Raw genomic sequence first — 13,582 nt, 5'->3', positions numbered from 1 at the left:
TCTTTCCACTTCATCCAGCAGCAATGCGTCGGGCCACCGGACCGACGTGCGTCATATCGAACGGTACGGCTCAAAATGCGTTGCGGCCGACAAAACCCTTCACCAGCGTGATCAAGATAATCTTGATGTCGAACCAGAATGTCCAGTTTTGTATGTAGAACAAATCAAATTTGACTCTCGCTTCCATCTTTTCCACTTTGCGCGTCTCACCGCGGTAACCATTGACTTGAGCCCATCCGGTGATCCCCGGGCGGATACGGTAGCGATACATGTAGCCGTCGATCAAGTCCTTGTACAGGTCGTCGTGCTCGATTGCATGCGGCCGCGGGCCAACCACCGACATTTGGCCCAGCAGCACGTTCAGAAATTGCGGCAGCTCGTCCAGCGACGTGCGGCGCAGAAACGCGCCGACTTTGGTGATGCGTGAGTCATTACGCGAGGCCTGACGCACCACACCATGCTGCTCCTGGTGCACACGCATGGTGCGGAATTTGAAGATCTCGAATTCCTGTCCATCGATGCCCTTGCGCTTTTGCTTGAACAATACCGGGCCGGGAGACGAGAGCTTCACCGCAATGCCTAGCACAATGAACAGCGGCAGCAAAGGCACCAGCACGGCCAAGGCAAACAACCGGTCGAACACCAACTTGGGCCACAATTGCGGATCGGAGACCGGACTGGCCGCCAGGTTGATCGCCGGCATGCCCAACACCTCGGTAACCGACTGGCTGAATAGCGTCATGCTTCGCACGTCCGGCAGAAACCTCAGGTTGACGAAATCGTGGCGAAACTCACGCACGATGCGCTGGATCGCGCGCTCATGCGACAATGGCAACGCAAGCCACATTTCATCGATGCCGCCGGCACGCACGATGCTGGCGAGTTGCGCGAAGTCCGTCAGTACCGGTACGCCACCAATACACGCCGAAGGCACCGTGCCGCTATCGTCAAACACATACACCGGCCGAAAACCCGCTTCCGACGCCGCGTGCATCTGGTCGAGAACGGCCCGGCTATAGCTTTCGGTGCCAACGATGATCACCGAACGTTGGTTCTTTCCGCTTTGCCGGACCTTGCGCAATACCGCATGGATAAACAACTTGCCCGCGAGCAGCAACGCGCCGCAGGTCAACACCGCCGTGCCTAGCCACAGACGCGAGATGTCGTTACTGCGGTGCAGCGTGAAGATGAAGCACAAGCCGAGCACGACCACCGCGAACCAGGCAAGCGTGACGCGTGACAACAATCGGTACAGTGTCTGTCCCCGCCACGAGCGGTAGATACCCAGTGGCGGGAAGACAAGCAGCGTCAATGCACACGACAGCGCCACCAGCGAGCGCTCCGCGTCAGTCAGGTCGAATGAGCCGTTGTAGCGCAACGCATGCGCCAACCATGCGCCAGCCGCAACGAGCAAGACATCCGATAGCCTTGCAACGATTCTTAGCATCGTGAATTTCTCCGCGCAAGCGCTTAGGCGGTTTGCAGCACACGCACGTAGCCGACCGTGCGCAGCGCACGTGCGTCGGCCGGCGCAACCGTGCGTGAGCGCTCCAGCGCCACGACATCGTCGGCACGTGGCAACAGCCGATCAAATTCTCGGCGGATCATGCTGTAGCACTCACATGCACGCGCCTCGAGGCCATGCCGGTCAAGCACAGTGATATGCCCGCGGCGTTGTCTTATCAAACCTGCTTCCTGCAGTTTGCCGGCCGCCTCGGTCACCCCCTCGCGACGTACCCCCAGCATGTTCGCAATCATCTGCTGGGTGACCGCCAGTTCGTCCGTGGACAAGCGGTCATGCGCCAGCAGTAGCCAGCGACAGAGTTGCTCATTGACCGAATGGTGTCTGTTGCATAGCGCACTTTGAGCGATTTGCGTCATCAGCGCCTGGATGTACAACAGCATCAGCCGATGAATACCCATCGACTTTTCGAACTCCTTTCGGAACACGCTGGCGGACACGCGGTATGCAAAACCGCTGCTGCGCACTTCGACGCGGCTGGGCATCGTACCGCCGCCGGTGAGCACTGGCACCCCAACCACGCCCTCGTTACCGATCGCCGCAACCTCGACCGTCGCGCCGTCCTCCATCAGGTACAACATCGACATCACCGCAGTCGTCGGGAAATACATGTGCCGGATCGGTTCGTCGGCATCGCAAAGCAGCTGCGGGCTCTTGACGCGAACCAGCTCGAGGTGCGGCTCGAGTGATCGCCAGTCCTCCTCGGTCAAGGCGCCGAGCAAGTGGTTCGCATGCAGATCGTCTCTGGGGTAGAGCATATTCGTGTTCCGGTTTGGCTATGCTGCGCAAACGCAGCGGAGTGTGCGTCGAATTTCGCTGATCACGATCCAAGGACAATTGCAACCGCTGCAATCTTTACCTTGACCTCGGATCCGCGGCCTGTTGAACGTTTTCTGTCACGTTGCCGTGTCGCCCTCTTGAGAGGACATGGCCTTGATTCAGCGAGTTGTGTGCCACTAGGTCAGAAGTCCTTGATTGATAACGGTCTGCGCGTGACGCACGTAGCCTCGATACCGCTGCACCGCCCAAAAGCGTCGCATTTGTGAACAGACTAGGGGTCGCGGGACACACCAGATGTTGCATTGCGTCATCGGCGTGACCCGACTCGAAATGTGCGCTTTACCGCTTATCCCTTTTCTGCGCGCGGGTTAAGACTCATTTGGCATAACCAAACACCCCGTCGAGGCACCGGATCGACGCTCGGAATGCGGTGCTATAGAGCACACAAAACTGTTTCAAATCTGAATTGCCAAGCCGACGTCAGCCTATGTTTGCCACCCCACACTTCATGCACAACCATTTGATTATTAATAATTTTTATTAATTTAACCAAATACCGAAACGACAAACCTTAGATTCGTGTAATAGTTACCAGTCATGGCGCAGACGCCACCCTTTCAATCGGGATCCATGGCGTCGATGTAACACCATCGACACCGAATTTACAGTTTGAAACGCGAACCGTGAGCGCGGCGGTACGCCGCGCAATACAGCGGGGATTAATCGGGGAGGATATCGCTCGACGGCGTGACGTCGGAGGCGGAGGCAAGAGCAATTGCTGCGTTGCGGGCAGACCCCAACCCGAGCGGCGCAGCGTACAAATCGCGCAGATGCCGCGCGACACTGACATCGGTATCGTTGCGATAACCGTCCATCCCGCAGACCATCATCGCGTGGTTGACCAGCGCCAGTGCGCTTCTCGATACCCCGGTCCTCAACACCTGCATTTCGTCGACGAAGGCGGGGCCCCGCGGCGGCAAGCCGCCCGGACCGCTGCTGGCCTGCTCCAGTGCGCTGCCCAGATGCGCGCGCATCATCTGCAACAGCGCATTGGCTTCGGCAAGACGGGCGGCGCCGGGCATCAACGCGTGCGGCGCCTCGCCTTGCCCCCTCGAGTAGGCCTGTGCTCGTTCCAATGCGCTAGCAGCGATGCCGACCCAGACGGCGCTGTGCAGCAATTGAACAATCGCATGAAGGTTGCCTGCACCGTCCCGCGCTGTATGCAGGATCTGTCCCGGCTCGCCCGTGACGACCACGCGGAATTCGTCGCTGCACAATCCTCGCATGCCGAGCGCATCCCAGCTTTCGCGCCGCTCCAGCTTGTACTGCTCCTTGGGCGCGGCGACGAATCCGTCTTCGCCCGCCGGCAGCAACAGGCCGTCCGCGTAAGCACCATACGGGATCGTCGTGCCGTCGATCACCAGTGTGAATTGCTCCGCATGGTGTTGCAGCAACGCGGGCCCGGGCCCACCGGCGGCGCCCTCGACCGGGGCCAGGTCGGCCATGCCGGCAATGCCGGCAATGCCGAACAGCATTTGCTCAGCGCACAGTCGCTGCAGCAATGCGCGACTGGCATCATGCGCTTCGTGATGCAGCACAAGCCACGCGACGCTCGCCTGGTGCATCGCGAACATCATTGCGCTGGATGCACAGGCGCGCGCCAGCACCTCGCAGATACCTGCAACGGCCTTGAGCGATGCTTCGGCTCCGCCCAGCGGCGCCGGCACCAGCGATGACATTAGGCCTGCTTCGCGCAACGCGCCCAGCGCCTCGGTTGGAAAGCGCGCGTCGCGATCGACATCGGTGGCATGTTCAGACGCGATGCACAGCAACGGCTGCAGGTGGGCATATTCGGCCGAGACCGGCCCAGACCATCGCCGTGAACTCGTGCGGTCCACGCCGCCGACCCTGGCCGGCATCGCCCGCGTTGGGCCCCGCGCGATCGCTAACGCTTTCTGCCGCCCGGGCGCCACCATCATGCGGCTGCCTCGTCGGACTGGAGCTGCTTGATGGCCTGGCTCAACGAAGCAACGCTCGTAAACAACTCGCGCGTGAGCCACTCGTCCGGAATTTCGATATTAAAGGCGTTTTCGATCGCCATTAGGGTCTTGACGGTGGCCAGCGACGACATACCGGCATCGTACAGGCTGGCATCGTCGGGCAGGGACGCGATGGGCACGTCCAGGTCGGCCCATTGGGCAAGAATTTCTCGCAACTTGCTATTCATGGTGTCCCCAGGTATGGCCCGGCACCGCTACTCGGCGGCGGCAGAGCCTGCCTCTTAAAGATTCGTTAATAATCGAAACGATTTAATCCGTTGAGAGGCATTGCATTCAGTACGCTTGCGAACAAAGTCGCGGCGCCGCCGCCGGCCTGGGGACCGGGGCGCGCCCGTACGACGCGTATCAGCAGCAATAGCGCGTCAATTGCGCTGCAGGGGCCGGGCGTCCTTGGCAGTGTCGTTCAATGCCTCGTCGAACATTGTGCGACGACCGCTGCCGGCAAGGTCGAAAACGGGGTGCCAGCTACGTTCGTCGGGGCCGGGCAGCATATCGGCGCCGGCATGCGGGCCACCGGGAAGCCATGGATTGCACCGATGCGCACGCAGCGACGTGGCGTCAGCCCGGACTTTCGTCGATGAACACAACCAGTGGAGACCGAAATCGCGCACCACCGCGTCGTCCGCACAGGCAGTGTCGCCCGACGTCCGCTCCGGCCGATGCGCCGCGTGCGGCGCGGCGCGAGCCCGTCTGGCCCGGCCGTCAACGGTCGGCTCTCGGCCGGTTGCGAGCGTCAACGACACGGCGCGCGACGGCCTCGATCGGGTATCATCCTGGCCCCGGCGCGTGCGCATGCCGTGCGCGAGCATCAGACGGTACAACGTGGCACGTGACACGCCGAGTTCCTGCGCGGCGCCGGCAAGCCTGTTCCGATGTCGCGCGAGCGCCTCTTCGATCGCGCGGCGTTCGGCGTCCTCGCGAGCGACCGCCAGCGTCGGTGCCCGTTGCTCGAGGACATCCTCCAGTTCCAGGTCCACGGGAGTGATCGCCCGTCCCTCGGCCATCACGATCGCGCGGCGCACTCGGTTGATCAACTCGCGCACGTTGCCCGGCCACGAATAACGATACATCGCGTTGAGCGCCGCCGCAGAGAAGCCGCGTAGGTGCCGCGGACTGTCGCCACGATAGCGCTCGAACATGCGCCGCGCAAGCAACTCGATATCACGACCGCGGTCGCGCAGCGGCGGCTCTTCGAGCCTAAGCACGCACAATCGATGATAGAGGTCTGAACGGAAGCGCCTTGCGCTCACCGCCGCCTCCAAATCGACGTGCGTGGCAGAGATGATTCGCACATCCACCGAAATCGGATCGTGTCCGCCCAGGCGTTGTATGGTGCACTCCTGCAAAAAGCGCAGCAGGCTCGCTTGGCTCTCGAGTGGAAGATCGCCGATCTCGTCCAGAAAAAGCGTCCCGCCATTGGCCGCTTCGACGTAGCCGATCTTGCGCTGATTCGCGCCGGTAAACGCTCCCCGCTCGTAGCCGAATAGTTCGGATTGCAGCAGATGTGGCGGAATCGCACCACAGTTGATCGCAACGAACGGCCCCGTTGCGCGAATCGACTGGTCGTGGATCGACTTGGCCGTAAGCTCCTTGCCCGTGCCTGACTCGCCAAAAATCAACACTGGCGCATCAGTATTGGCGACCTTGCCAATCACGCGGAACAATTGCTGCATTGCCTCGCAGGCGCCGATCATCTCGCCTTGTACACGCGGTGCGTCGTCTCCCACATCAAGCTCGGCCATCTGGTACGCGCGTGCGACCACATCCACCACCAATTGCGCGGGGCCCGGCATCGCCACAAAATCAAAACAATGGCTGCGCACACATCGGCGCACGTGCGCCGCCGCCAATTGCGCGGCGGTGGGCGTGGCCACCCACATCATGTCCGGGTGAAGCAGCACAGGTTCAAACTGCGCGATCGCATCATCAAAGCCGCTGCTGACATCAAAGATGCCCACGCGTGCACCGGTGGTGTTCACCAAGCGCTCGGCCTGACGCGCCGTATCGCACATCGCGACGGTCCATCCATGTCGGGCCAGCAATCGTTGTAGCGCACGGTCCGCTGACCGCGTCACGTAGATGAGCTGCCGCCTGTGTCCGCTGTTCATTCACTCTGCCCTTTATCGATAGGATAACGCGTGACGCCCTGCCACGGCGAACCTGTTCATCGTTGAGCGTACCGCCGCGCCGGTCCAACCTGCACGGCCATACCCCGGATGACGGCCATGCCGTCATGGCGGATTGCGTACGAGACCGCTGATACGAAACCCGTGGTAAGCGAGCACCGGCATCATTATGGCGTCGAAGCGTTACGGGCGCCGACGCTTTGTAAATCTTTGTATCTTCCGCATGCCCACAAAAATCCGGTATCGCATTGGCGCGTTCGCGCCGCGACGGCCCCATTTCGCGACCGCTGCAATGGCCAGATTTGTTTTGGCTATGCTTGTGCATCCATCCCGGGTTACCAATCGAAACATTTCTGTCCCCAAGCGTGTCCGATAAGCCGAGCATCCGTCCGAATTAGCCAGCGGCTTACGGCAGGAAAGGGGAAAACGGTGCGAAGCGGCGGCACCTCACGTGAAACCGCCAGCCTGCCAGCGGGCGTTTGCACACAGACGTTCGTGCCCTGCATCCGTAAAACCCCCGGTACGCAACGGGCGCGGCGTGCCGACCAAGAACTCCGCGATGAGAACGTTATATGACATCCTGGGAGTCACGCCTCACGCAACGCCAGCCGAGCTTAAGGCAGCGTGGCGGCGTGCAGCAATGAAGTGGCACCCGGACCGCAACCGCGGGCGAGAACACTATGCGCAAGCGCAATTCCAGCGGATCAACGACGCGTACGTTGCGTTGACCAACCCATTGTGCCGCGCCGAATACGATCTTGCCTTGCATGCCAGCGTGCGCCGTATTGCGCCGCAGTCGCACGGCAAGCATCGACCAGCGCCGCTGTGGCGGTGGAGTAAGTGGGCGCGCCTGTTCCTGCGCAACGCGCGCATGGCGCCACGCGCGCGTCGAGCTGTGCGACGCGTGTCACGTTCGCATTGGATGGCTGGCATCGGCACTGCGATCGCCGCCGCCGTGCTGATTGCCGATCTGAGCATCGACGACGCACCGCTGCGCTCAAACTTCGTGTCTCGCCAACATGGAACATATGGCAGTGGCACGCTTGTCGCGCCGACCCACACACACGGCTCAGCAGGTGGCCGACAGGACGCGTACCGGGCGCCAGGCGCACCGGCAGACGAGAACTCGGCCCCCGCCGGGCACGGCCGGCCATCACCGAATGGCAGCAGTACGGTCGGGGCTGCGGCGGCCGCGCCCGAAGCCGATCCTGCGCTGGCCGAAATGCATGCTGCGCTCGCTCGATTGCGCGCGCTGGCGCGTACCGCGCGCGACGATACGCCCCCAACGGGAGACACACGTCATCCGCGCGACGACGCTGATACGGCGGCGCCGATCCGCTCCGTACGCGGCGGCACGGCTGCGCCGCGTACGCCGCCTGCCGGCCGTCAGCAGCAACCGACCTTCTTCGTGAACCCGCCACGTCGGTTCGCGCGCCGCGCAGGCCCGGTCCGCCGAGGCAGTCAGTGAGAACCGCTTCCCGACTATGACTGTCGAGCCGGACGCGGCCAGGCCCGCACATCGAACTGACGCTAGTATCGCTGAAACGCACGCCTCCGCACTGGTTGACCGTCATGCTGCTCGCGGCACAGTCGTCCTTGGCTGGACGATGCCGCTCAATGACATACATCTCTATATGAGGTACTCCAGGCCTTTCAAAACCGAACATTTCGCTGTCTTATAGGTGAGCTAGGCGGAGTCGGAAAATCCTGTTCTTCTTCATCGGTTTGATACAGCCAAGCTAAATTTTCCTTCAACTTTAACAGAGACGGCCCATCAAAATAGGGGGCACTAGCCTCGTCTTGCCCCGCCGCGTCTTGCTCTCTATTGGGTGAAACAATTACCATGTAGTCTTGCATGTTAAATGATGGGAAAGACGAGTAACCATCCCTCTTTATCTTATCGAGATACTGGATCATGCCTTCCTTCTGCGCATCATTGCGGCAGCCTACGAAAACGCGCAGCGTGGGCTGCTGCCAAGACATGTCGACATCACGTTCATAGCCATCCGTTGTCCCAGCATTGAAAGCCGATGCGGTGTTCCTACAAAAAGTAGGTGTGGGGCACACATTAAGTTCGTCCTCTGTGTATCTACGCCAAGCCTCTCCCCATTGGTATGACAAATCTTCAAAAGTAACTCGGTTTTTGCTTTGGTGATAACAACCTATCTCTGCGTCCGTGACTGCTGGCATCATGGCTATACCAGTAAACATACCTGGATTTTCGCTCAATATCATAGAAGTAAAACTTTCATGGCCAATGCCACGTACAAATAAAAATTTGCGAGATTGCTCACGCCCTTCTTGTATTAAGAAATTTCTAAAAAAACCCATTAATGGTTTTTTAAACCCTTCCTTCCAACCCGATATACAATCACTGCGAGCACTAAAAAAAACTAAATCGGACGAATCAAGCAACGTCGCCGGATTGTCAACGATTGCCAGGCGACCGTCCTCTCCAAGTTGTCCTATTTTAGGACCGAACGATCCGAACAAGAATTGAGCAAAAAGAACCGGGGGCAGCGCAGAGACACTGAAAAAGAAAGTGATCGGACGTGTTCTCTTACTGTCGGTTCTTGCGTAAGCTATGTATTGCATTTGGGCATCACCGACAAGCATCGTGCCGACCGTCGCCTTATAGCTGAGCGTTTTGCCGTCGAGCTGCAACTGATGATGCGATGTAACATTGTTCTCCTCGCCCCACTCCCTCAGCGTTGATTGAACCGCAAGAATGGAGGAACTGTCAGTAACCGTCTCCCCGTCATCCGTTTGTGTGCCGACGTCGCGGCCCAACATGGCGGTTTGTATCTGCGCACCAACCGCTTGCGGTGTACGCGTGACGCTTTGGAAAGTTGAGAACGACTTCGGCCCGACCTCCGCCGCACTATCGTTGGCGGCCTCGAGATTGTCGTGGCCACATGCGTTGAGAACCATTGCCGCCACAACCGTAGTTATGATGGCAGAAACCGCACCCAATTGACGTGTTTTAAGCTTACTGCTCATTTTAATTTGGTTTCCTATTTTATATTCCTAAAGGCGCCAGGATGAAACACTGATGCATTACAAAAGACAGCACCACCATTTTCGGTCGATTGCGGCTAAGGCCATTTACGGAGTTTATATAAAAATATCTAGCTTTCAAGCATGCCTCGGGATACAAACGTACGCGCAGCGAATATACCATTCCTTATGCAGCGTACATTGCTCACCACCTGACACGCGCAGCGCTAAGATCGAAACCGTCAGCCACATCGAAACCGCTTACATAGGCTTACTGTGTCACAAATTTCCGAGGCGAATGCTGCAAACGGACATCGCTGTAACTGTCTGGCGATGTGGGCAGCGATGCGCCAGCGCAGCGTGGCGATGGAATCAGGTACGTGTCGCGGCGTGTGTGCAACAAGTAACCCATAGGCGGCAATGCACAGCGATGCAGGGAATGAACCCGCGCCAGCCGCGCCCCTCGAAGTGCCCAAGGCGCGGCTGTTCTGGTTTCTCGAAGGCTATCCCCAACACGACGACTCCCAAAGTCACTTGGCAAGACCCTGCACAGTCGATTCTCAATACGCAGCCGCTCATCCTGGATGCGGCTGAGCACGCATTGATCTTGGAGGCCGGATCCTATCAACACGTCATCTACGATCAATACGGCAATCTCGTTTGGGATCCAATCACTGAGGGCACCAGTGGCGAACTGATCGGCAATATGGCTGATAACGTCTATGTCGCCGGATCCGGCTTTACGCCCGACACGACCACTCAGCTTACTTCGTCATCAATGCCGGGATCAACCGCCAATATGTGGGCGTACTTCGATACCGGACCTCGCGCGGCGGACCGTCGCCTGAGATCTTGAATCCCTCGGGGGGATTATGGTCGAGCCAATGCCACTCCCGCCGGGCATCCGTGAACACATTGCGAATCAGGTCGATGTCGCGGTTCGCCGAAGACGCCGCAACTCGCTTCAGTCTCGCATCTCGCCACTCGACAAGCTGCGATGTCCTGAAGTCGGCAAGTTTCATAGCCGCAAGCTTTTTACGTTGGTCCCGGGGACCGGACTCGAACCGGCAAGCCGTGAAGCGGCGGATTTTCTTCACACCACGCCTTTCGGCGCCGCCGGCCTCGCGATGGCCGACGTTCGTGCGCTGGACTATGCCTTCGCCATCGCGCGATGCCGCTTGTATTACCGCGGTATCGCGCATTAGGCGCCCTCCGTCTAGTCTCTACACCTTCCTGCAAGGCCCAGCGGGCCCCACGGGCTTGGCTCGGCGTTGCCTCGGCTCATATGCCAGGGGGTTCGCCGAATTTGAAGGGTTCTACATCGACCGTTTCCGGCCGTGCACTCAAATTGTCAAGTCCGCTATGTTTACCAATTTCATCACCCCGGGAAAGGGCGGAGTGCATTCTACCATCCAGGCGCGCAAGAAAGAAGCCATACCCGACGATCCGCATCGCCGATGCATAACCGCATTTTGATCTGTTGCACGGCAACGCCGTTGTTGCGACGATAAACCCGTCGAGGCCTGACAAGCGTCGTCGTTGTACGGGCGCATTGACTCAGGTTTTTTACTACCGAGCGGAGCCTGTTGCCTCATGTAATTTCTTACCCGTCAGAATGCTGGCGGTGACTTCAGTGAGCCGAGCCTCGCGCTCAATTTCTTCGCTGCGTTTGGCGAACGCCTGCTCACTGTGTTCAACGGCAAGCGCCCAGAGCAAAAGCATCGCGTCAGCGACCGGCGCGGACAGCGCCGCGGCCAGCACATCGTTGCGCGCGTGTGCGTCCTTCCAGAACTTAGTTTATTGTTGATCGTCGTGCGGCTGCCTCGGCGAATCTCGACGTAGATCAGGTCAACAGTCAGCTCGTGCAGGCGCCACCAGCCGTAGACGTCTGCCTACGTCTGCGGGTTCAAGGTCTTGCTCCAGCGATTGCTGGACGAGCCGCTCTGACCAAACAACAGCTCAAAACGCGCGCGCGGCCATGTCTTGCAGCGCGCCTTGCCGGCACTCGATTTCCCATATCCGCAACATAGACCGATTGACGATTCGTGTCGCCCCACTTCCCTGAATGCCTTGTCTGATAAGAAGTGGGGAGGATTTTCAGTTCCTGAGGTTGGGCAAAAGTAGTCCCTTTCTTCGCAACTCGTTGCATGTCACGAATAATGCGACCACTATGTTTCATGTAACGAGTAAGGAGGCATTCCGCATGGTAAGCACGCACGTCAATGCACGGGTTCAAAAGCATCGCAAGGCCCTGCGCATGGCTGGGCTTCGCCCAGTACAAATTTGGGTGCCAGACACACGCCGCTCAGATTTTGCGGAAGAATGTCGTCGCCAGTCTCGCCTAGCTGCTCAAGCGGACATGGCCGATACGAGCATGCAGCACTTTATGGATGAAACTTTAGCCGACGTGGATGGCTGGACGGAATGATGCGAGGCCACTTCGTGACCATCGCCGTGCAAGGCGACTTTGGTAAGCCAAGTCCCGCCTTAGTGATTCAGGCCGATCAATTCGAGGAGCAGGCAACTGTGACAGTACTGCCAGTGACAAGCACACTGGTTGCCGCGCCGTTGTTTCGCATTACAGTTCAGCCTAGCGCAGAAAACGGCCTACAGAAACCTTCGCAAGTAATGGTAGACAAGGCCATGACCGTGAAGCGTGACAAGATCGGGCAAGCCTTCGGACGTATTAATGCAAATGCAATGGTAGAGGTCGAGCGTTGTTTGGCCGTGTTCCTAGGAATCGCAAAGTGAAGTTGCTCAAGTGAATCGCCCCGGGAAGCCCAAAGACTGATTTGCTTGAGTCACACCGGGATGGCAGACTCAACGAGCTGATGATTCCGAGACAGGGGCACCGGGGAGCACTTCGGGTGGGCAGGCCGTTCGTCTGCGATGAGCCGCGAGCAAATGTTCGTCTCGAGCATATAGCGTTGGGTCACCGCGGCGCCTCTTGAGCGTCGTCCTCGGCATCGCCAGAGTCAAAACGAGCCTGTCAGAATTTTAGTGTGCCAAGGTCATGAGACGATAACGGAAATAAACGTGCTATGACCGAAGCAACAGTGATTAAGAAGAGCAAGAACCCGAAGGCGCCGAAGCTGTTTCCCAATGAACTGATTGATCAACTGCTGGCGCAGGTGCAAAGCAAGGATGCCGAGTCGATTCTGGGCGAATCGGGCTTAGCCGGGCAACTGAAGAAGCAACTGGCCCAGCGCATGCTCGCGGCGGAACTGACGCACCACCTGGAAAGCGAAGTCGAGCAAGGCAAGGATGGCAATTATCGCAATGGGACCCGCCCCCAGACGGTGATCACGCCCAGTGGCGTGCGGTGTACCTGGCGCTGGATCCGAGCCGACGGCCGCAAGCAAGTGCTCGGCTTGTAGATCGAGCAAACCGAAGGCGCCAAGTTCTGACTGAAGGTGTTCAACGAATTGAAGAACCGCGGCCACTTCCCGAGCGACGAAGCCGCCAGCAAACTGCTGTATCTGGCCTTGCGCAACATCGAAAAGGATTGGAAGATGCCGCCTATCACTTGGCGTCAGGCGCTCAATCAGTTCGCCATTGTGTTCGGCGACCGGTTCACGAACGCCATGAGCTGAGATCTTTTAACCAACCTCGGCACACAAGATTCCTGACACATCCCCTCTACCTGCCACCGCTAAATCCGTGAACGGTGCCCACCACGCGTGCATAGTACACCGCTCGCAAAGCCAAGTGCCGCCACGATAACCAACACCTTGATTGGCTCGTTTATGACGATGGCACGCAGACCTTTTACCATGCCTTCATAAGCCACTTGTGCAGACGTCGTGGCTTGACGAAGCTGGTCAGTCACTTGGTCGGCCTGGTTGGCTGCCTGATCCACGGTTTCGTGCGCCTTCTGCGTAACCTTTTTCAACTCGCCTTCGCCCGGCGTATCACCTACGGTTTCCTGAACCTTGTCTGCGGCTTTTTTGATACCGCCCTGCAGTAGATTGTCCGACATCCTATCTCTCCTATCAGCATTGGCTTCGTGTTACGCTGAAGCGGTTGGCTTGCTCTGGCAGTTGGCAATACGAATAACATGCTTCATTGATCGCGATGCGGCGCTGCTGCAGTTACCA

At 58.8% G+C, this 13,582-nt stretch carries 13 protein-coding genes and 2 pseudogenes; 7 read left to right on the top strand and 8 right to left on the bottom strand.

Annotated elements, in window-relative coordinates; genetic code table 11:
• Window positions 1-70: 70 nt before the first annotated feature.
• The 5 genes and pseudogenes from B0O95_RS11960 to B0O95_RS11935 form a co-directional block, all read right to left on the bottom strand.
• Window positions 71-1,447, bottom strand: a complete 1,377-nt coding sequence (locus B0O95_RS11960; protein WP_104078089.1) for an undecaprenyl-phosphate glucose phosphotransferase — start codon at window positions 1,445-1,447, stop codon at window positions 71-73.
• Window positions 1,448-1,470: 23 nt separating this feature from the next.
• Entirely contained in the window at window positions 1,471-2,280 is an 810-nt protein-coding gene (locus B0O95_RS11955) for a Crp/Fnr family transcriptional regulator (RefSeq protein WP_104078088.1), read from the bottom strand.
• Window positions 2,281-3,021: 741 nt separating this feature from the next.
• Window positions 3,022-4,281 (bottom strand): acyl-CoA dehydrogenase family protein, encoded by a 1,260-nt coding sequence (locus B0O95_RS11945; protein ID WP_104078086.1) that lies wholly within the window; start codon window positions 4,279-4,281, stop codon window positions 3,022-3,024.
• Window positions 4,278-4,529, bottom strand: coding sequence for an acyl carrier protein (locus B0O95_RS11940; protein ID WP_104078085.1), 252 nt, complete (start codon window positions 4,527-4,529; stop codon window positions 4,278-4,280). Before B0O95_RS11940 ends, B0O95_RS11945 begins: the two co-directional genes overlap by 4 nt.
• 606 nt (window positions 4,530-5,135) lie before the next feature.
• Window positions 5,136-6,470 (bottom strand): annotated as a pseudogene (locus tag B0O95_RS11935) (sigma-54 dependent transcriptional regulator); the annotation flags it as partial.
• A 577-nt stretch (window positions 6,471-7,047) separates the two neighbouring features.
• On the opposite strand from B0O95_RS11935, the gene B0O95_RS11930 reads away from it, so the two are divergent.
• A complete protein-coding gene (locus B0O95_RS11930; RefSeq protein ID WP_233203325.1) occupies window positions 7,048-7,956 on the top strand; it encodes a J domain-containing protein in 909 nt (302 codons plus the stop codon).
• A gap of 185 nt (window positions 7,957-8,141) precedes the next feature.
• On the opposite strand, the gene B0O95_RS11925 is transcribed toward B0O95_RS11930, so the two are convergent.
• Window positions 8,142-9,488, bottom strand: coding sequence for a hypothetical protein (locus B0O95_RS11925; RefSeq protein ID WP_146064066.1), 1,347 nt, complete (start codon window positions 9,486-9,488; stop codon window positions 8,142-8,144).
• A gap of 427 nt (window positions 9,489-9,915) precedes the next feature.
• Between B0O95_RS11925 and B0O95_RS11920 the strand changes: the two genes are divergently transcribed.
• Both B0O95_RS11920 and B0O95_RS11915 read left to right on the top strand, forming a co-directional pair.
• Complete coding sequence (locus tag B0O95_RS11920; protein ID WP_104078082.1) at window positions 9,916-10,341, top strand: hypothetical protein; 426 nt, start codon at window positions 9,916-9,918, stop codon at window positions 10,339-10,341.
• Between the two features lie 16 nt (window positions 10,342-10,357).
• Complete coding sequence (locus B0O95_RS11915) at window positions 10,358-10,690, top strand: hypothetical protein (RefSeq protein ID WP_104078081.1); 333 nt, start codon at window positions 10,358-10,360, stop codon at window positions 10,688-10,690.
• 364 nt (window positions 10,691-11,054) lie between these two features.
• Here B0O95_RS11915 and B0O95_RS17065 read toward each other — a convergent pair whose 3' ends face one another.
• On the bottom strand, window positions 11,055-11,207 hold the full coding sequence (locus tag B0O95_RS17065; RefSeq protein WP_158249490.1) for a hypothetical protein: 153 nt from the start codon (window positions 11,205-11,207) through the stop codon (window positions 11,055-11,057).
• A 481-nt stretch (window positions 11,208-11,688) separates the two neighbouring features.
• Between B0O95_RS17065 and B0O95_RS11900 the strand changes: the two genes are divergently transcribed.
• From B0O95_RS11900 to B0O95_RS17240, 4 genes and pseudogenes are all read left to right on the top strand, one after another.
• A complete protein-coding gene (locus tag B0O95_RS11900) occupies window positions 11,689-11,913 on the top strand; it encodes an antitoxin MazE family protein (protein ID WP_104078146.1) in 225 nt (74 codons plus the stop codon).
• Window positions 11,914-11,927: 14 nt separating this feature from the next.
• Window positions 11,928-12,236 carry a type II toxin-antitoxin system PemK/MazF family toxin gene (locus tag B0O95_RS11895; RefSeq protein ID WP_463605578.1) on the top strand — a complete coding sequence of 103 codons (309 nt, stop codon included), beginning with the start codon at window positions 11,928-11,930 and terminating at the stop codon, window positions 12,234-12,236.
• A gap of 290 nt (window positions 12,237-12,526) precedes the next feature.
• Window positions 12,527-12,862 (top strand): hypothetical protein, encoded by a 336-nt coding sequence (locus B0O95_RS17245; protein WP_370641784.1) that lies wholly within the window; start codon window positions 12,527-12,529, stop codon window positions 12,860-12,862.
• A gap of 54 nt (window positions 12,863-12,916) precedes the next feature.
• Window positions 12,917-13,078: pseudogene (locus tag B0O95_RS17240) on the top strand (IS256 family transposase); the annotation flags it as partial.
• A 59-nt stretch (window positions 13,079-13,137) separates the two neighbouring features.
• Here the strand turns inward: B0O95_RS17240 and B0O95_RS11885 are convergent.
• Window positions 13,138-13,464 (bottom strand): hypothetical protein, encoded by a 327-nt coding sequence (locus tag B0O95_RS11885; protein ID WP_104078078.1) that lies wholly within the window; start codon window positions 13,462-13,464, stop codon window positions 13,138-13,140.
• Window positions 13,465-13,582: the final 118 nt, after the last annotated feature.

Source organism: Mycetohabitans endofungorum (assembly GCF_002927045.1).
In the GTDB taxonomy this organism is placed as follows: Bacteria; Pseudomonadota; Gammaproteobacteria; order Burkholderiales; family Burkholderiaceae; genus Mycetohabitans; species Mycetohabitans endofungorum.
The sequence above is the reverse complement of the archived record's forward strand: the minus strand, read 5'-3'. Positions and strand labels throughout refer to the sequence as shown.